Genomic DNA, 17,591 nt, shown 5'->3' on the forward strand with positions numbered 1-17,591 from the left:
CTGACGATCAGTGGAAGAAGTGGCGCGTGCCCGTGACGTACATCGTCACGTTCGCGCTGCGCGCCGCCTCGAACACCTCCTCGTCGCGGATCGAGCCGCCGGGCTGCACGATCGCCTTGACGCCGGCGTCGATGAGGATCTGCGCGCCGTCAGCGAAGGGGAAGAACGCGTCGGAGGCCGCGACGGCGCCCTTCGTGCGGTTGCGGCCGTCGTCGAGCGTATTCGCGCGTTCGACGGCGAGGTTTGCCGAATCGACGCGGTTGACCTGACCCATGCCGATGCCGACCGTCGCCATGTCGTCGGCGATGAGGATCGCGTTCGATTTGACGCAGCGCACGGCGCGCCATGCGAACTCGAGGTCCTTGAGCGTCGCGGCGTCGGCCGGCTCGCCCGCGACGAGCTTCCAGGCGTCCGGCGTGTCTCCCGGAGCGTCGATGAGATCGGTGGACTGCATGAGCAGGCCGCCGTCGATCTGACGGAACTGGCGCTTCGACTTCGGCGGTTCCGCGACCTTGAGGATGCGCAGGTTCTTCTTCTTCGCCTGCAGCAGCGCCAGCGCCTCCGGCTCATAGTCGGGCGCGACGATGACCTCGGTGAAGATCGGGCGCACGCCTTCGGCCATCTCGAGTGTGACCGTCGCATTCGTCGCGATGACGCCGCCGTAGGCGCTCATCGGGTCGCAGCTGTGCGCCTTCCTGTGCGCCTCGGCTACGGTCGCGCCGACGGCCAGGCCGCAGGGGTTGTTGTGCTTGACGACGGCGACGGCGATCTGCGGGGCGAAGTCCCATACGGCGCGCCACGCCGCATCGGCGTCCACGTAGTTGTTGTAGCTCATCGGCTTGCCGCCGAGCTGCTCGGCGTCGGCGAATCCGCGCGTGTTGAGCGGGTCGACGTAGAGTGCGGCGTCCTGATGCGGGTTCTCGCCGTAGCGCAGCACATGCGCGCGGTTCCAGGTGCGCGTGAAGGTCTGCGGGAACTTGGCGAGCTTGGCCTGCTCGACCGGGTCGGCGTCGTGGGCCGCGTCTTCGATTGACGCGGGCTTGGGCCAATGGGCCGCCGTCCATTCGCCGATTGTGGCGTCGTAGGCGGCCGTGTGCGCGAAGGCCTTGCCGGCGAGCCAGCGACGCTCCTCGAGCGAGAAGCCGGTACCGTCCTCGATGCGTGCGGCGACGAGCGCGTAGTCGGCCGGATCGGTGACGATCGCGACGGTCGCGCTGTTCTTCGCCGCGCCGCGCACCATCGAGGGGCCGCCGATGTCGATCTTCTCGATGACGTCGGCCTCCCCGGCACCCGAACGCACGGTGTCCGCGAAGGGATAGAGATTGACGATGACCAGATCGAAGGGCTCGATGCCGAACTCCTCAAGCTGGCGAGCGTGGTCCTCGTTCGTCATATCAGCGAGGATGCCGGCGTGGATGTGCGGGTCGAGGGTCTTGACGCGGCCGTCGAGGCATTCCGGGAAACCGGTGACCTGGGACACCTCCGTGACGTCCACGCCGAGTTCAGCGAGCCTGCTCGCGGTGGAACCGGTGGACACCACCTGCGTGCCGGCGTCGATGAACGCCTTGGCGAGGATCTCGATGCCGTCCTTATGGAAGACCGATACCAATGCTCGTCGTAGCGGTCGGTTCGTTGTCGTCACCTTGCTTCTCCTTTGGTTGGTGGTTTGGGTCCGCCACACGCGCGCCGGACCTCTTCTTCTCTGTGGGGTCGTCCCCGTCAGTCTCCTGCTGCGAGGAGACGCTGCGCGCCTTGCGCGGGGCTTCGGAGCCGGACTCCGTGGCGCCCCGGCGCGCGATGAGCGCGCGGACGGCGAGGACGATGGCGGTCAGGAGCAGCATCGTGCCCCAGGCCAGGAACAGACCCAACGCGCACGGTCGCGCCGTGGCGTTGGTGGCATGGCGGACGTCGACGCCGACGGACGCGAGGTGCTTCGTGCCGAGCGCGCCGTCGGACAGCGCGTACAGCAGCGTGCACAGCAGCGAGACAACGACGGACGTGATGCAGAACGCGCCCACCGGATAGGCGTAGGCGAACAGCAGGTCGCGCCGGTCGTCGGCGTCCGCCTGTAGGGGGCGCAGGCCGAAGCCGCGTTTGGCGACGAGCACGAGCAGGCCGAGTACGACGCCGACGACGAGCGGGATGAGCGTCACGCACAGACGGATCGTCGGGTCGGCGACCGGCTGCGGGAACAGGCGGAAGATCGGCAGGGCAGGCAGATGCGCCGCCGATCCTTCGGTGAGCGTGTAGGTCGCGAAGTCACCGATCGAGAATCCGGCGCCGAACAGCCATGAGACGGCCCAAAGCATGAGGTTGGGCAGCCATGCGGCCGCCATGACGCACATGAGGATGCGCGAGCCGGTCTGCACATGCATCGCCTCGAATGCGGCGCCGACGGCATGGTGGTTGAGCACAATCCAGGCAATGACGGTGCCCAATCCGCACAGCAGCACGATGGCGACGATGAGCACGCCGAGCCTCACGCCGACGGCGATGACGTGGCGAATCGGCGCGGACAGATGCGCGCGCAGATAACCGCGCAGCGGCTCGAGATGGCTGCGGTCGTGGACGAAGGCCCATGCGAAGCCGGCGGTGAAGACGAGCGCGCCCTTGCACAGCACGAGGAAGGTCGAATCGTTGAGCGCGACAGACAGGTTGTTCTCGAGCAGCCGGTCGAGCACGAGCCATGTGACCAGCCCGGCGACGTAGCCGCGCGGGTCGGTGCCCATCCGGCGGAAGACGGTGCGTACGAGCGCGACGAGCAGGAAGGTGAGCAGCAGCGGGACGATCGTGACAACGATCGAGGATGTGTGGAAGCCGACGCCCTGGGAGAGCAATACGACGGCCTGCGTCAGCGGCACCGTGAACGACGACATCGTGTCGCCGCCCTCCTCCATCGCGGCGACGAGGAGGACGAGCGCCATCAGGAAGCCGAGCGGCACGGCGTAGACGAGCATCGCCACGCAGGACGCGGCGACGCCTCGCAACCAGGGAATCAGCTTCGTCCTGTTCATCCGAGCGCTGCCAGCGCCTCACGCATGTACTGCGCGGCCTGGGACGGGGTCCTGCCCACGCGGATGCCGACAGCCTCGAGGGCCTCCTGCTTGTCCTGTGCGGTGCCCTTGCCGCCGGAGACGATGGCGCCGGCGTGGCCCATCTGCTTGCCTTCGGGGGCGGTGAAGCCCGCGATGTAGGAGACAACGGGCTTCGTCATGTGCTCGCTCGCCCAGTTCGCGGCGTCCTGTTCGGCGCTGCCTCCGATTTCGCCGATCATCATGACGGCCTTCGTGTCCGGATCGGCCTCGAAGGCCTCGAGCGCTTCCTGCAGCGTCGTGCCGACAATTGGGTCGCCGCCGGCGCCGAGGCATGCGGTGAAGCCGATGTCGGACAGCTCGCCCATGAGCTGGTAGGTGAGCGTGCCCGACTTCGAGACGAGGCCGAGCGGGCCGCGGGCGACGATGCCGTCGGGGATGATGCCGAGGTTGACGCCGTGTGTCTCCTCGCTCGACGGCAGCGTCATCAGGCCCGGGCAGTTCGGGCCCACGATGCGCACGCCGCGCTGCAGCGCAAGTTCGACGAAGTAGGCGCTGTCGGCGACCGGGATGCCCTCGGTGATGACGACGACGACCTCGATGCCGGCCTCGACCGCTTCGACGACGGCGTCCTTCGCGAACCTCGGCGGCACGAAGACGACGCTCGCCTTCGCCCCGGTCGCGGCCTTCGCCTCGGCGCAGTCGGCGAAGACGGGGATATCGACGTCGGCGCCGGTGGCGTTCTCGAAGATGATCGACGTGCCGGCCTTGCGTGGGTTGACGCCGCCGACGATGTTCGTGCCCGCCTTGAGCATGCGCGCGGTGTGCGTCATGCCCTGATGGCCGGTCATGCCCTGAACGATGACGGGGGCGTCATCCTCGATGAAGACGGTCATTTGGTCTCCTCCTTCGCCTGCGCGGCGAGACGGGCCGCTTCGGACGCGGCCGTCTCCATCGTGGCCGCCACATGGATGTTCGCGATGTCCGCGTCGTCGAGGATCGTCAGGCCTTCGGCGGCCGCGTTGCCGTCGAAGCGCACGACCATCGGCTTCGTGACGTTGAGCCGTTCGACGGCCTCGATGATGCCGAGTGCCACCTGCTCGCAGGAGGTGATGCCGCCGTACACGTTGACGAGCACCGATTCGACCTGTGGATCGGACAGCACAATCTCGAGGCTCTGGCACATCGTCTCGGCCGAGGCGCCGCCGCCGATGTCGAGGAAGTTGGCCGGCTGGACGTCGGTCCCCTGCTCCTGACCCGCGAAAGACACGGCGTCAAGCGAGCTCATGACGAGGCCCGCGCCGTTGCCGATGACGCCGACCTGGCCGTCGAGATGCACGTAGTGCAGGCCGTGCTCGGCTGCCTTGCGCTCGTAGGGGTCCGTCGTGGCGGAGTCGGCGAAGCGCTCCCAGCCGTCGTGGCGGAACGCCGCGTTGCCGTCGAGCGAGATCTTCGCGTCGAGCGCGCACAGGCGCTTCGTGGACTCGTCGTCCGGGTCTCCGACCTTGGCGAGCGGGTTGATCTCGACGAGCGTCGCGTCGTTGTCGTGGAAGCACTTCCACATCTTGAGCAGGATGTCGGCGGCCTGATCGACGTCGGCGTGGTAGAAGCCGATGCTTTCCGCCATCGCCGTCGCGGCGCGCCGGTCGAAGTCCTCGAGCGCGCTGATGTGCAGGCGCTTGACCGATTCGGGATGCTCCTTGGCGATCTGCTCGACCTCGGTGCCGCCGTTGGCGGTCGCGAGCACATCGAAGTCACGCGAGGAACGGTCCACGGAGATTGACACATAGTATTCGTGCAGGATGGATTCGGCTTCGGCGATGAGCACGCCGCGCACCTTGTGCCCGTGGATCGTCATCGGCAGGATCTGCTCGGCGGCACGCACGGCCTCGTCGCGGTCGTGCGCGATCTTGACGCCGCCGGCCTGGCCGCGGTGGCCGATCTTGACCTGTGCCTTGACGACGACCGGGTATCCGATCGTCTCGGCCGCCTGCGGGACGTCCTCGACGCGCCGGACGAAGATCGCGCGCGGGGTGTCGATGCCTTGTTCGTCAAGCAGCTGACGTGCTTGGTATTCGTATAGATCCATGGATTCCTCTTGAGATGGGCGGTGGCGTCGGACGATGCTCAGGCGGGCATCGTCAGCAGGGAGCTCGCTGGGTAGTCGCCGAGCGTCTTGACGCCGTTGAGGCCCGAAAGCTCCATGATAAAACTAAATCCGGCGACGACGCCGCCGCACGAGATGACCAAATCGCGGGCAGCGGAGGCGGAGCCGCCGGTGGCGATCAGGTCGTCGACGATGAGAATGCGCTCGCCTTCGCGGATCGCGTTGCGTTCAATCTCGATCGAGGCGTCGCCGTATTCGAGCGCGTAGCTTTCGCGGACCGTGGGCGGCGGCAGCTTGCCGGCCTTGCGCACAGCGATGAAACCCTTGCCGAGGCGTTCGGCGAGCGTGGGCCCGAAGAGGAAGCCGCGTGCCTCGAGTCCTGCGACGGCGTCGAATTCGTCGTTCGCGATCGACAGGTTCGAGACGAGCGCGTCCATCAGGATGGACAGGCCGCGCGCGTCGGCGAAGACCGGCATGATGTCGCGGAACAGGATCCCCTCCTTGGGGAATCCGGGGATTGCGCGCATCAGTGAGATGAGGTAGTCGGCATCCGCCTTGTCCATCGAGGTGGGATCGGTGAGCGTGATGTCCGTGGAAGTCATGGTCGGCAGTTCTCCCCTGTGTCGGTCCTGTATCGGTGGTCGTTCGTCAGTCGGCGTCGTACGGCGACTTCGTGCTCTTCGTCGTCTCCTCGACGTCGATTTCATCGCCGTCGGCATCCGTCGAGTGCTCGCTCACCTGCGTCGTGATTTCCTTGGGACTGTCGGCGTCGTTCTCGTCGTCCTTGACGAGCGGGTTGCCGTTCTCGTCCACGTCGTCGTCGGAGACGTAGGCCGGGCGGATGTACTCGCGGCTGATGGCCTTCGAGGAGAAGCGCAGGATGCTGCCTTCGGAGTCGATGACGATCTCGTCGTACTCTTCGTCGACCTCGACGACTTTACCGATGACGCCGCCGATCGTGATCACCTCGGTGCCGGCGTCCAGGTTCTTCCAGAAGCTCTGGCGCTCCGCCTGCTGCTTCTTCGCCTTCCGCGTCTGGAACACCATCATCAGAATCATGGCGACGAGAAGAACGATGAGGAAGATGTAATCCATGCTCATGACAGGGCTCCTTGGGAAACGAGACGACCGTGGGGATCGATTGGAAACGGTGTGTACGGAAGGCTCAGTCTAGAATAGCTTGCTGACATCGACGGCCGAGCCCTCCGGCGGCTCGAGGCCCAGATGCTCCCAGGCTCGGGCCGTGGCGACGCGTCCCTTCGGCGTGCGCATCATGAACCCCTCGCGCACGAGGTACGGCTCGCACACCGTCTCGACGGTCTCCGCCTCCTCGCCGACCATCGCCGCGAGGTTGTTGAGTCCGACCGGTCCGCCGTTGAAGTTGCGGATGATCGCATTGAGCACGGCGATGTCGAGGCGGTCGAGGCCCTCGGTGTCGATCTGGTAGAGCGCCAGCGCCTCCTTGACGTCGTCGGGTTCGACGATCGGCAGGTCGTGCACAATCGCCCAGTCGCGCACGCGGCGCAGCAGGCGGTTGGCGATGCGCGGCGTGCCGCGCGAACGGCGCGCGAGCTGATGCGCAGCGCCTTCGTCGAGTTCGAGGCCGAGCACCTTCGCCGAACGTTCGATGAGCTTCTCGAGCTCCTCGGTCGGATAGAAGTCGAGATGCGCGGTGAAACCGAAGCGCGCACGCAGCGGCGACGGCAACATGCCCTCGCGCGTCGTCGCGCCGATGACGGTGAAGCGCGGCAGCGTCAACGGGATCGACGAGGCACCCGGACCCTTGCCGACCATGACGTCGACGCGGAAGTCCTCCATCGCGATGTACAGCAGCTCCTCGGCGGCGCGCGGCAGACGGTGGATCTCGTCGATGAACAGCACCTCGCCCGCGTCGAGCGAGCTGAGGATGGACGCGAGGTCGCCGGCATGCTGGATCGCCGGGCCCGACGTGACGCGGATCGGCACGCCGAGCTCGTTCGCGACGATCATCGCCAGCGTTGTCTTGCCCAGTCCCGGAGGGCCTGCGAGCAGGATGTGGTCCGGCGGCACGTCGCGTTTGCGCGCCGCATCGAGGAACAGCTGCAGCTGCGCCTTGAGCCGCGGCTGTCCGATGAAGCCTTCGAGGATGTGCGGACGCAGCTCCTCGTCGCTCACCGGCTCGTTGCCGACGGCGTTCGCGGAGACCATGCGCAGCGACTCCTCGTTCGCGTTGCTGTTGTCCGCGCTGAAGACGTCGAAATCGTCGTTCGCCATGCGTCTCACCTTCCCCTGTCCATCGATGTCAGCGCGAGCCGCAGCACGTCGGCGACGGCCTCGTCGGACAATGGCGTGGCGATGGCGTTGTCCTCGATGACGGCGTCGACGGCCTGCTGCGCCTCCTGCTGCTTCCAACCGAGGGACATGAGCCCCTCGACGACGCGGTCGACGCCGGCGTCCTGCGGCATGAGTCGCTCGGTGCCGCGCTCCCCCTGCGCCGGCGCGGCGGACAGGTCGATCGATCCCTTGAGTTCGAGGATGATCTTCTGCGCGCCCTTGCGGCCGAGTCCCGGAGCCTTCGCAAGGGCGGCTGCGTCCTCGTCGCGGATCGCCTGGACGAGCTGGTCGCTCGGCAGCGTCGACAGCAGCGACAGCGCGACCTTCGGACCGATGCCGCTGACCTTCTGCAGCTGCAGGAACATGCGCCGCTCGGCCGCGGTGAGGAAACCGAAGAGCGTGATCGCGTCCTGCGCCACGCTCATCGCCGTCTGGACGCTCGCCGTCGAGCCGACGTGCAGCGCGCCCAGATCGGCGCTCGGCATCCGCACCTCGAATCCCACGCCGTGGACGTCGATGAGCGCCGTCGTCGCATCGATCTGAACGACGACGCCGTTGAGCAGGCCGATCATGCGTTTGGCCCCTTTCGTTGATGTTCGAACAGATGTTCGGTAGTCTACATGCCTCTGCGGACGCCGCCGCGGCGCGAGGCGTGCTGCGCGGCCTGCGCCCACTGGCGCTGCGCCTTCGTCAGATGCTGCTCGCGTTCGCCGCCTTCGAGCGCCCCCGCCGGGCGCAGCGCATGGCAGATCGCGATCGCGAGGGCGTCGGCGGCATCGGCCGGCGTCGGCGGCGCATTGAGGTTGAGCAGACGGGCGACCATGCGTTCCATCTGGACCTTCTGCGCCTTGCCGTTGCCGGTGATCGCGAGCTTCGACTCGGTCGGCGTGTGCAGTGCGACCGGGATGCCGCGCTGGGCCGCCGCGAGCATCGCGACACCGGCGGCCTGCGCGGTGCCGAGCACGGTGTTGCGGTTCTCCTGCGCGAACACGCGTTCGATCGAAACAGTGTCCGGGATGAACTCGTCGAGCTTGGCGGCGATGCCGTTGTAGATCGTCAGCAGTCGCAGGTCCTGTGACATGTGCGGGTCGGAACGCACGACGTCGACGTGGATAAACGAAAGCCGGCGGGGTGCGCCGGCTTCGATCACGCCGACTCCGCACCGTGTCAGTCCGGGGTCGACTCCAAGGATGATCAACGGGGATTACTCCTCGTCGAGCTGTGCCATGACCTCGTCCGAGGCGGTCCAGTTGCTGTAGATGTTCTGCACGTCGTCGAGGTCATCGAGGTTGTCGATGAGACGGGCGACCTTGCGGGCGTCGTCGAGCGAAAGCTCGACCTCGTTCTTCGGCATCATGACGAGGTCGGCGGAATCGTAGTCGATGCCGGCGTCCTGCAGCGCCTGACGCACGGCGATCAGGTCGGACGGGTCGGTGACGACGGTGTAGGTCTCGCCGTCGTCGGTGACGTCCTCGGCACCCGCCTCGGCCGCCTTCTCGAACAGGTCGTCGAAGTCGACGCCCTCGGACGGGACGACGATCGCGCCCTTGCGCTCGAAGTTGAAGCTCACCGAGCCGGTCGTCGCGAGCGAGCCGCCGCCCTTGCCGAGTGTCGAACGCACCTCGGCGGCCGCGCGGTTGCGGTTGTCGGTGAGGCATTCGATGATCAGGCCCACGCCCGCCGGCGCGTAGCCCTCGTAGACGATGTCCTCGTAGTTGGCGCCGCCGGCTTCCTCGCCGGAGCCGCGCTTGACGGCGCGCTTGATGTTGTCGGCGGGCATCGAGGCCTTCTTGGCCTTGTAGATGGCGTCATAGAGCGCCGGGTTGCCGTCGGGATCGCCACCGCCCTGGCGGGCGGCGATTTCGATGTTCTTGATGAGCTTGGCGAACAGCTTGCCGCGCTTGGCGTCGATGGCGGCCTTCTTGTGCTTGGTGGTGGCCCACTTGGAATGCCCTGACATAATGCTCCTAGACAGGTGATGGATATTACGAAACGTGTTGATTCTAATGCGCTTCTAAGACAAGGCGCCGGGCTGTGCGGACAGGGCGCGACGGTAGACGGCGAGCACTTCGTCGACGATGGTCTCCCAATCGAAGTCCCCCGAGCGCCTCAGTCCGGCCTTCCCCAGACGCGTGCGCAGGGACGGGTCGGCGAGCAGCTCGCATATGCGCTCGGCGCAATCCGCAGCGTCGCGGTTGGCGAACAGCGCCGCGTCGCGCCCCTGCTCGGTCACATCGACGAAGGCCGGCAGGTCGGAGGCCACGATCGGACAGCCCGCCGCCATCGCCTCGGCGAGGACGATGCCGAAGCTCTCGCCGCCGGTCTGCGGCGCCACATAGACGTCCAAAGACTTGTAGAAGCGCGCCTTGGCGTCGTCGTCCACGCGACCAAGGAACTCGAAGCGTTCGAGCAGCGCCGCTCCCCCGTCTCGTTCGGCGATCGCCTTCGCGGCCTCGTCGCCGCCGTCGCCGACGACGAGGAAACGCGCACCCGGATGGCGTTCGAGCACCCGCGAGGCCGCCTCGACGAAGATCGGGAAGCCCTTGCGCTCCTCCTCGAGCCTGCCAAGGAAGCCAATCGTCGGATGCTTCGGCGTGCCCCGCCAGCGTTCGTCGGGACGCGCACGCAGATAGGAGGCGCGGTTGATACCGTTGGGGATGACGTGACGGCTGATCGAGGCGGGCAGATAATGGTCGGCGGTGCGCTGCGCGGACGGCGAGACGAAGATCGCCTCGCTCAGCGGCTCCAGATACGAATGCAGATACCGCTGGAACAGGTGCAGCGCCCGCGGATACGGCTCGATGCTCGCATGGAACGTGGCCACCATCGGGGGCGCGCCGCGCATGACGAGCGGCTTGTGGCTCACCGACGGCGCCTCCGGCTCGTGCAGATGCACGATGTCGAACTGCCCCTGGCGCACCCAGCGCCTCGTCTGCAGCCCGGCGGCGAGGAAATAGCTCAGATGCGCCCACGACCCGTTGTAGGGGATCGCGAACGACGAGCCGTTCGTCTGCACCCACAACGGCATGTCCTTCGTGCGCCGTCCGGGCGCGAAGACCGACACGTGATGCCCGCGGCGCATAAGCGCCTCGGAGAAATCACGGATGTGGTTCTGCACGCCGCCCGGCGTCTCGAACGAATACGGGCAGACGATGCCCACGCGCAACGGACGGCCGTCCGGGCGCACGCCGATGGATGCTGGTTCCTGCGAAGACATACAGAGCATTGTCGCCGACCGAATGGACTTCGCCTCCTCAGCCGTCGGCGCGCGCCTTCGCCAGCAGCGACTCGGGCACGTCCCTGAGCCGCGACAAATCGAGATCCTCGAGGAAGATCGGCTGCAGCATGTGCCAGTCCTCGGGATGCGCGGCGATGCCACGCGCCCAGACGTCGACCCACGCCTGACTGATCGCATGGATCGCCTTCTCACGCTCGAGACCGCGGTACATGTCGATGTCCACAGGCCCACTGACCTCGCACACATAGCCGTACGGGGTGCTCGCGGCGCGGCGGCGCGCGCCGGAAAGCCGCTCGCGGTACGTGTTGGCGACGTACAGCGGCAGCCCCGTGTCGTAGGCGAGCGTCGCCGGCCCCCTCGCGACGCGGATCGTCGAGCCGAAGGCCTCGACGAACTCGCCATGCCGGCTCAGATCGCGGTCGGCGAGCAGCGGCACGAGGACATGCGGCGTCCCGAGCGCCTCCTCGAGCCGCTCGGTCAGATGCGGCGTGCCGGTCAGCAGGATGCGCATGCCGAGGCGCTCGCGGATCGAGACGAAGACGTCGAGCATCTCCTGATCGGCGAGCCGCTCGGCCACGGTCGTTACCGGCGCCACGTCGAACTGCGCCCAGAAGCCGTCGTAGTCCCAGTTGCCCTGATGGCCCATCGCGATCGGCGCAGAAGAGTTCGCGCCATCCGGCGACGTGAACGCGATGAGCGAATCAAGGCCGTCGCCGGCGCCGCGGATGCGCGCCAACAGGCGCTCGCGGTCGGATGCGCCAACGGTGAGCGCCTCGCTGAAGTAGGTGAAATAGGAGCGCATGCCTTGACGCGAGATGCGTCGCAGCGTCCGGCGTCCGACAGGCGCGGCGGGTGCGTTGCCATCAACGGTGGCGGCGGCGTCGCGGGCCGACCATGTCAGCACATGCCGCAGATTGCGTTCGAGCTGGCGCACGGAGCCGACGCGCAGCAGCCAGGCGATGTCGGCGGCGGCGAGGAACGCCCCGCGCACGACGCGTTCGGGCAGCACGCGCGGATGGTTCGCAACCCATGCCATCACATTGGTCATGTCGGGTCCTCAGCCCTTGTTCGCATCGTCGAGCGTGGCCTCGATCGAGATGCGCGCCTCGTGGATGCGCTGGCCGACGGTGATGGTGCCGAGCAGCGCGAGCACGCACATCGTCGCCATGAGCCACGCGTCCTGATGCGTCAGTCCGCTGATCGCCATACCGACGAGGATGATCGTCAGCCTGTCGGAACGCGTCGCGATGCCGCCCTTCGCCTCGGCGCCCACCGATTCGGCGCGTGCACGGATGTACGAGGTGACGAAGGACGTCATGATCGCGTAGATCGCGGCGCCCATGCCGACGAGCGCGACTACGTCGTAACGGCTTTCGACGAGCAGCGCCGTGCAGTTACGCATGAAGAAGTAGATGATGACGCCGAGCAGCACCGCCCAGTCGGCGACGCGGTCGAGCGTCGAGTCGAGGAACGCGCCGAAATGCGTGCCGCCGTTCGTCAGCTTCGCGACGGAGCCGTCGAGCGAATCGAAGATGACGAGCAGCGTCATCGCGAGGGCGCCCCAGAACAGCCAGCCGGTGATGCCGGTGGCGATGCCCACGATCGTCGTGCCGATGGCGCCGATGACGGTGACGGCGTTGGCGGTCAGGCCGATTTTCACCATGCCCTTCGCGACGGGGTTGATGAGGCGCTTGAACCATGGTCGAAGCTTTTCCAGCATGATGTGTTGTTCCCGGTGTGCTCTGCGGCTCCCCGTTGGAGCCTTCCGTATTGAAGCATAGAAAAGGACGCCGATAACCGGGGTTCTGGGACCGGCGATCGGCGCATGGACGAAGGAAGGCCGGGGCATGCCGATCGGTCATGCCCCGGCCTTCGCTGAGAGGCTTATTCGGCGTCGGCGTCCGAGACGCTGAATTCCACGTCCTCGACCGGCTGACCGGTCGCCTTGCGGAAGTCGTCGGCGCTGTTGACCTGGACGCGCTTGGCGATGACCTCGAGAATCCACGCCTTGGCCTGGTCAACCGGCACGCCGTTGAGCTGGCTGCCGTCACGGAAGCGGAAGCTCACCGCGTCGTTGTTCATATCCTCCTCGCCGGCGATGATGATGAACGGCACCTTCGACTTCGAGGCGTTGCGGATCTTCTTGCCGAAGCGATCGTCGGACAGGTCGGTCTCGACGCGCACCATGTCCTCCTCGAGGGAGTCCATGAACCGCTGCAGATGCGGCGCGAACTCGTCGGCGACCGGCACGCCCAGGGCCTGCACCGGCGCGATCCACACCGGGAAAGCGCCCGCGTAATGCTCGAGCAGGATCGCGAAGAAGCGTTCGATCGAGCCGAAGAGCGCGCGGTGGATCATCACCGGCCGCTGGTGCGTGCCGTCCGGCGCGATGTATTCGAGCTGGAAGCGCTCCGGCAGGTTGAAGTCGAGCTGGATCGTCGAGACCTGCCAGGTGCGGCCGATCGCGTCGCGTGCCTGCACCGAGATCTTCGGGCCGTAGAACGCGGCGCCGCCCGGATCGGCGACGAGCTCGAGTCCCGATTCCTCGGCGACTTCGGCGAGTGTGTTCGTCGCCTCCTCCCAGATCTCGTCCGAGCCGACGAACTTGTGCTCGTCCTTCGTGGACAGTTCGAGGTAGAAGTCGTTGAGGCCGTAGTCCTTGAGCAGGTCAAGGACGAAGGTCAGCAGGCTCTTGAGCTCGTCGCGCATCTGCTCGCGCGTGCAGTAGATGTGCGAATCGTCCTGCGTCAGGCCGCGCACGCGCGTCAGGCCGTGCACGACGCCGGACTTCTCGTAGCGGTAGACGGTGCCGAACTCGAAGAGGCGCAACGGCAGTTCGCGGTAGGAACGCTGACGCGACTTGAAGATGAGGTTGTGCATCGGGCAGTTCATCGGCTTGAGGTAGTAGTCGAAGCCCTGCTTGACGATGTTGCCGTCCTCGTCCTTCTCCTCGTCGAGGTGCATCGGCGGGTACATGCCGTCCTTGTACCACTGCAGATGGCCGGAGGTCTCGTACAGGCCGCCCTTGGTGATGTGCGGTGTCTGCACGAAGCTGTAGTGGTGCTTGCGGTGCATCTCGCGCGAGTAGTCCTCCATCGCGTTGATGACGGCGGCGCCCTTCGGGTGGAAGACGGCCAGCCCCGGTCCGATCTCCTCCGGGAAGCTGAACAGGTCCATCTCCTGGCCGAGCTTGCGGTGGTCGCGCTTGGCGGCCTCCTCCATGCGCGTCTGGTAGGCCTTGAGCTCATCCTTCGTCGGGAACGCTACGCCGTAGATGCGCTGCAGCATCGGGTTCGCTTCGGATCCCTTCCAGTAGGCGGCGGCCGCGCGCTCGAGCTTGAACGCCTTGATGAAGCGCGTGTTCGGCAGGTGCGGTCCGCGGCACAGGTCGGTCCACACGACGTTGCCGTCACGGTCGATGTTGTCGTACATGCTCAGCTCTTTGTCGCTGATCTCGACGGCCGCCTCGGTGTCGAGCGCGTCCTCCTTGTCCTTGATGAGCTCGAGCTTGTACGGCTGGTCGGCCTCCTCCTTCATCGCCTCCTGCTCGGTGACGACGCGGCGGGAGAAGCGCTGCGCGGACTTGATGATGCGCTGCATGTGCTTTTCGATCGTTTTGAGGTCGTCGGGCGTGAACGGTTCGGCCACGTCGAAGTCGTAGTAGAAGCCGTTTTCGATGACCGGGCCGATGCCGAGCTTGGCGTCCGGGCGGATCTCCTGCACCGCCTGCGCCATGACATGCGTCGCCGAATGACGCATGATCGCGACGCCGTCCTCGGAGTCGAGGGTGATCGATTCGACGACGTCGCCGGCCTTGAGCGGCGTGTAGAGGTCGCGCGGTTCGCCGTTGAGGCGCACGGCGATGATGTTCTTGTCGTCGGCGAACAGCTCGACGCCCGTCTGGCTCGCATCCACCTCCTTCGCTTCGCCGTTGACCGTGATGGAGATGGTGTTCTGTGCCATGGTTCGTCCTTGTCTATCTGGGTCCGCGGTACAAGGTGCAGACCTGGACTGTTGATTACAGGTACATAACCTAGGGTTCAGCGCAGACAAAGACGCCCACGTCCGGCCGCCGTGGACGCAGGTATGGACGCGGACGTCTCGTCATGCGTTTTTCAGCGGTAGGTGCCGAGCGAACGCGCGATTGAGGCGTCGGCGACGTGCGCTCCCGCCAGCAGCATGCGGATGTCGCGCGCGCTGGCCGCGCAGCGCGGGCCGATGACGACGCGGCGCAACGTGCGACGCAGGTCGAGCCCGAGGTCGAGCGTCGGCACAAGACGGTCGCCGCGTGCCAGCATCAGGAAGCGTGCATGCGTGACGGCGTCCGGGAAGCGGCGCGGCAGCGCGGCCGCCAACGCGGCCTGCAGTCCCTCGAAGCCGTCGACGTTCGCGTTGGGTCCCCACACGGCGAGCCGCCATTCGCGCTCCTCGTGGAAGAAGCGTTTCTTGCAGAACGCGGTGGAGGCGACGAATTCGAGCGTCGCGTCGAGCAGTCGTGCGCGGATGCGCGCGTCGTCACACTCCCCCGTGATGCGCAGATCGTGCACGTCTTGCGCGATGCGCGATGCGAGGACGTCGAAATACGCGGCGGCGCGGTCGTGTCCGTAGACGATCGGCCGGTACATCGTCATCATGTGCGTCTCGAGCAGACGGTCGCCGCCGTCGCGAACCGTGAACGAGGGGTTCACCTGAGCGAAATCGGACAAGTCGAATCCGAGTGCCACGCCGCGCCCGTCGTCGCCGTAGGCGCGCCACTGGCTGAGCAGATCGGCTTCCTCGGACAGGCACGCTGCGTAGCACAGCCGGTTCGGCGGCAGCATGTGGTCGCTGAGCGCCTCGCGCAGCAATGCACGGTAGTCAGGGCGCAGCAACGCGTCCCAATCGTCGACGAAATGCAGGCCGTCGCCGGATCCGGAGACGAGGCCGGCACGTCGAAGTCCGTCCGTGGCCGCCGCATACCCGTAGGTGATCTCCGCCGAATCGTTGGATTTCGTGACGTCGCACAGCCGCAGCGACCCGTTCTGCACGATCGCGCACGCCGTATCCAGCGAGCAGTAGTGGTAGGTCAGCGGCATCGTCGTCTCCTTCCGTCGTCCTGTCTGCCATCGTATCGTCGTCGTAGCGGCGACGCACCGCCTGTCCTATGCGTCGGCGCCGCACACCTCGTCGAGGAACCACCGCTCATGGCTGACGACGATGAGCGCGCCCCGGTAGCCGTGCAGGAAGCGCGCCAATGCCTGCTTGGAGTGCAGGTCGAGATGGTTCGTCGGCTCGTCGAGCACGATGAGCTGCGGCGCGCCCAGCAGTCCGATGCACAGCGCGAGTTTCTGCGCCTGCCCGGGGCTCGGGTCTTGTCCGCGCATCAGCCGGTCGGGGTCGTCGTTGAGCTGCGCGAGCATCGACAGCACGCGCGCCTTGTCGGAGGCGTCGAGCCCATGCAGCCGTGCGAACAGCCGCGCATGGGCGTCGGTGTCGGGGATTTGGCTGATGGATAACGTCGGCAGTGTATCGTCGACCGACCTGAGCAGCGCCTGCACGAGCGTCGACTTGCCGGTGCCGTTGGCGCCGTCAATGCCGATGTGGTCGCGCGGGCCGACGCTTACGGACGGCACACGGATGCCGCGGTCGCCCGTAAGCGTACTATTCGCGGCTACCGTCCGTACATGCCAGCGTCCGCCGTCGGCGATCAGTTCAGACACGGCGATGCCGCCGTCGGCCGCCGTCGCGTCGCCAAAGCGCAGGATGCCGGATTCCACATGCGCGACCTGCCGCCGTGCCGACGGTGCGATGTCGACGAGGATGTCGCCGTCGTAGCGTTTCGCATCCGTTTCAATCGCGTCGGCCTCGCGTCGCGCCGCCTCGAGCCGGCTGCCGAGCGCGCGGTAGGCGGCGGCACTCGCCTTGTCCGCCTGCTTCTCGTTCCATTTGTGCGTGTTGCGCGCGTCGTGGTCGAGCCTGTCGATCAGATGGCCGCTGTGCTTGCGCGCGGCCGCCGCGTCCATCATCGCGCGCCGCGCGTCGCGGGCGCCTTCGAGTGTGCGTTGTTTGCGTTGCGCCGCCTTGAGCTCGTCCTCGGATTCGGCGCGGCGCAGCGCATAGGTGCGCCGCGCCTTCGTGTAGCCGCCGGCGTAGCGTTCGATGACGGTGCGGTTGCGCCCGTCCTTGTGGCGCCGGACGAACATCAGGCATTGCGCGCAGGTCGCGTCGATGAGTTCGACGTCGTGCGAGACGAGCACGCCGATGCCCCGGTAGGCGCGCATCGCCGCAGCGATGGCGTCGCGGGTGTCCGCATCCACATGGTTCGTCGGCTCGTCGAGCACGAGCAGATCCGGCGCGCCGTGCAGTGCGCACGCCACCTGCAGGCGTTTGCGTTCGCCGCCGGAGAGCGTCGCGAAGCGGTAGGGCCAGTCGTCGCCGATGCCGAGCGCGTCGCGTAGCGCGATCGCCTCGGGCGACCAGTCGTCGCGCAGCTCGTCGAGTCCGTCGGGTTCGCTGACGCATTCCTGCGCGCAGTAGGCGGCGACGAACGTGGACGGCGACGGGCTGACCGAGCCGTGCGTCGGCGTCAGTTCGCCGATGATGACGCGTGCGAGCGTCGTCTTGCCGCAGCCGTTGTCGCCGAGCAGTGCCGTCCAGCCTTGCGGCATCGTCGCGTCGATGCCGTCAAACAGCGGCTCGGACGCGCCTTCATAGATATAGGAGAGGTCATGCAGATTGAGTGTCGTGGCCATGTCGGGTTCCTTTGCCGATATGGCGTGCCATCAAAACGAACAAGCAGACAGTGAATGAGACCGCGGTACGCCTGCACGGATCCGGACGGGCGCAGAAAAAAACACGGCGGCACGCGGGACGTGACCGGCCGACTGATTCATTCACCGCACTCAGATCCGCAAGTGTCCGT

Annotated in this window: 16 protein-coding genes; all 16 read right to left on the reverse strand. The window is 66.7% G+C overall.

The features are described 5' to 3' along the window. Window positions 1–7: 7 nt before the first annotated feature. Window positions 8–1,642, reverse strand: coding sequence for a bifunctional phosphoribosylaminoimidazolecarboxamide formyltransferase/IMP cyclohydrolase (gene purH / locus G606_RS0106570; protein ID WP_026645292.1), 1,635 nt, complete (start codon window positions 1,640–1,642; stop codon window positions 8–10). Then, the gene (locus G606_RS0106575) at window positions 1,590–3,014 is read right to left on the reverse strand and encodes a cell division protein PerM (protein ID WP_034523878.1); all 1,425 of its coding nucleotides are present in this window, start codon (window positions 3,012–3,014) and stop codon (window positions 1,590–1,592) included. The genes purH and G606_RS0106575 overlap by 53 nt, the downstream gene beginning before the upstream one ends. Further along, window positions 3,011–3,928: a succinate--CoA ligase subunit alpha gene (sucD, locus tag G606_RS0106580; RefSeq protein WP_026645294.1), complete on the reverse strand. Its 918-nt coding sequence runs from the start codon at window positions 3,926–3,928 to the stop codon at window positions 3,011–3,013. Before sucD ends, G606_RS0106575 begins: the two co-directional genes overlap by 4 nt. Then, on the reverse strand, window positions 3,925–5,121 hold the full coding sequence (sucC, locus tag G606_RS0106585) for an ADP-forming succinate--CoA ligase subunit beta (RefSeq protein ID WP_026645295.1): 1,197 nt from the start codon (window positions 5,119–5,121) through the stop codon (window positions 3,925–3,927). Before sucC ends, sucD begins: the two co-directional genes overlap by 4 nt. 38 nt (window positions 5,122–5,159) lie before the next feature. Next, a complete protein-coding gene (locus tag G606_RS0106590) occupies window positions 5,160–5,741 on the reverse strand; it encodes an adenine phosphoribosyltransferase (protein WP_026645296.1) in 582 nt (193 codons plus the stop codon). A gap of 46 nt (window positions 5,742–5,787) precedes the next feature. After that, entirely contained in the window at window positions 5,788–6,234 is a 447-nt protein-coding gene (gene yajC / locus G606_RS0106595; protein WP_026645297.1) for a preprotein translocase subunit YajC, read from the reverse strand. Window positions 6,235–6,309: 75 nt separating this feature from the next. Next, a complete protein-coding gene (ruvB, locus tag G606_RS0106600; protein WP_026645298.1) occupies window positions 6,310–7,392 on the reverse strand; it encodes a Holliday junction branch migration DNA helicase RuvB in 1,083 nt (360 codons plus the stop codon). 5 nt (window positions 7,393–7,397) lie between these two features. Beyond that, window positions 7,398–8,024 carry a Holliday junction branch migration protein RuvA gene (gene ruvA / locus G606_RS0106605; RefSeq protein ID WP_026645299.1) on the reverse strand — a complete coding sequence of 209 codons (627 nt, stop codon included), beginning with the start codon at window positions 8,022–8,024 and terminating at the stop codon, window positions 7,398–7,400. Between the two features lie 44 nt (window positions 8,025–8,068). Beyond that, on the reverse strand, window positions 8,069–8,650 hold the full coding sequence (ruvC, locus tag G606_RS0106610) for a crossover junction endodeoxyribonuclease RuvC (protein ID WP_024540393.1): 582 nt from the start codon (window positions 8,648–8,650) through the stop codon (window positions 8,069–8,071). Between the two features lie 6 nt (window positions 8,651–8,656). After that, a complete protein-coding gene (locus G606_RS0106615; RefSeq protein ID WP_026645300.1) occupies window positions 8,657–9,412 on the reverse strand; it encodes a YebC/PmpR family DNA-binding transcriptional regulator in 756 nt (251 codons plus the stop codon). A 54-nt stretch (window positions 9,413–9,466) separates the two neighbouring features. Then, window positions 9,467–10,669: a glycosyltransferase family 4 protein gene (locus tag G606_RS0106620; RefSeq protein WP_231371446.1), complete on the reverse strand. Its 1,203-nt coding sequence runs from the start codon at window positions 10,667–10,669 to the stop codon at window positions 9,467–9,469. Between the two features lie 37 nt (window positions 10,670–10,706). After that, window positions 10,707–11,738, reverse strand: a complete 1,032-nt coding sequence (locus tag G606_RS0106625) for a phosphatidylinositol mannoside acyltransferase (protein WP_026645302.1) — start codon at window positions 11,736–11,738, stop codon at window positions 10,707–10,709. Window positions 11,739–11,747: 9 nt separating this feature from the next. Next, the gene (gene pgsA / locus G606_RS0106630; RefSeq protein WP_026645303.1) at window positions 11,748–12,410 is read right to left on the reverse strand and encodes a phosphatidylinositol phosphate synthase; all 663 of its coding nucleotides are present in this window, start codon (window positions 12,408–12,410) and stop codon (window positions 11,748–11,750) included. Between the two features lie 164 nt (window positions 12,411–12,574). After that, the gene (gene thrS / locus G606_RS0106635) at window positions 12,575–14,653 is read right to left on the reverse strand and encodes a threonine--tRNA ligase (RefSeq protein WP_026645304.1); all 2,079 of its coding nucleotides are present in this window, start codon (window positions 14,651–14,653) and stop codon (window positions 12,575–12,577) included. 152 nt (window positions 14,654–14,805) lie between these two features. Further along, on the reverse strand, window positions 14,806–15,765 hold the full coding sequence (locus G606_RS0106640; protein ID WP_026645305.1) for a DUF2971 domain-containing protein: 960 nt from the start codon (window positions 15,763–15,765) through the stop codon (window positions 14,806–14,808). A gap of 66 nt (window positions 15,766–15,831) precedes the next feature. Then, on the reverse strand, window positions 15,832–17,421 hold the full coding sequence (locus G606_RS0106645) for an ATP-binding cassette domain-containing protein (RefSeq protein WP_026645306.1): 1,590 nt from the start codon (window positions 17,419–17,421) through the stop codon (window positions 15,832–15,834). Window positions 17,422–17,591: the final 170 nt, after the last annotated feature.

Origin of the sequence: Bifidobacterium sp. AGR2158 (assembly GCF_000424225.1) — a bacterium.
GTDB classification, from domain to species: domain Bacteria; phylum Actinomycetota; class Actinomycetes; order Actinomycetales; family Bifidobacteriaceae; genus Bifidobacterium; species Bifidobacterium anseris.

What these genes read in the sequence shown, in the direction of transcription:
- G606_RS0106640 (WP_026645305.1), bottom strand. Translation starts at nt 15,765, where the DNA reads ATGCCGCTGACCTACCACTACTGCTCGCTGGATACGGCGTGCGCGATC.
- sucC (WP_026645295.1), bottom strand. Translation starts at nt 5,121, where the DNA reads ATGGATCTATACGAATACCAAGCACGTCAGCTGCTTGACGAACAAGGC.
- G606_RS0106645 (WP_026645306.1), bottom strand. Translation starts at nt 17,421, where the DNA reads ATGGCCACGACACTCAATCTGCATGACCTCTCCTATATCTATGAAGGC.
- ruvB (WP_026645298.1), bottom strand. Translation starts at nt 7,392, where the DNA reads ATGGCGAACGACGATTTCGACGTCTTCAGCGCGGACAACAGCAACGCG.
- pgsA (WP_026645303.1), bottom strand. Translation starts at nt 12,410, where the DNA reads ATGCTGGAAAAGCTTCGACCATGGTTCAAGCGCCTCATCAACCCCGTC.
- G606_RS0106625 (WP_026645302.1), bottom strand. Translation starts at nt 11,738, where the DNA reads ATGACCAATGTGATGGCATGGGTTGCGAACCATCCGCGCGTGCTGCCC.
- G606_RS0106615 (WP_026645300.1), bottom strand. Translation starts at nt 9,412, where the DNA reads ATGTCAGGGCATTCCAAGTGGGCCACCACCAAGCACAAGAAGGCCGCC.
- thrS (WP_026645304.1), bottom strand. Translation starts at nt 14,653, where the DNA reads ATGGCACAGAACACCATCTCCATCACGGTCAACGGCGAAGCGAAGGAG.
- sucD (WP_026645294.1), bottom strand. Translation starts at nt 3,928, where the DNA reads ATGACCGTCTTCATCGAGGATGACGCCCCCGTCATCGTTCAGGGCATG.
- yajC (WP_026645297.1), bottom strand. Translation starts at nt 6,234, where the DNA reads ATGGATTACATCTTCCTCATCGTTCTTCTCGTCGCCATGATTCTGATG.
- ruvA (WP_026645299.1), bottom strand. Translation starts at nt 8,024, where the DNA reads ATGATCGGCCTGCTCAACGGCGTCGTCGTTCAGATCGATGCGACGACG.
- G606_RS0106620 (WP_231371446.1), bottom strand. Translation starts at nt 10,669, where the DNA reads ATGTCTTCGCAGGAACCAGCATCCATCGGCGTGCGCCCGGACGGCCGT.
- G606_RS0106590 (WP_026645296.1), bottom strand. Translation starts at nt 5,741, where the DNA reads ATGACTTCCACGGACATCACGCTCACCGATCCCACCTCGATGGACAAG.
- G606_RS0106575 (WP_034523878.1), bottom strand. Translation starts at nt 3,014, where the DNA reads ATGAACAGGACGAAGCTGATTCCCTGGTTGCGAGGCGTCGCCGCGTCC.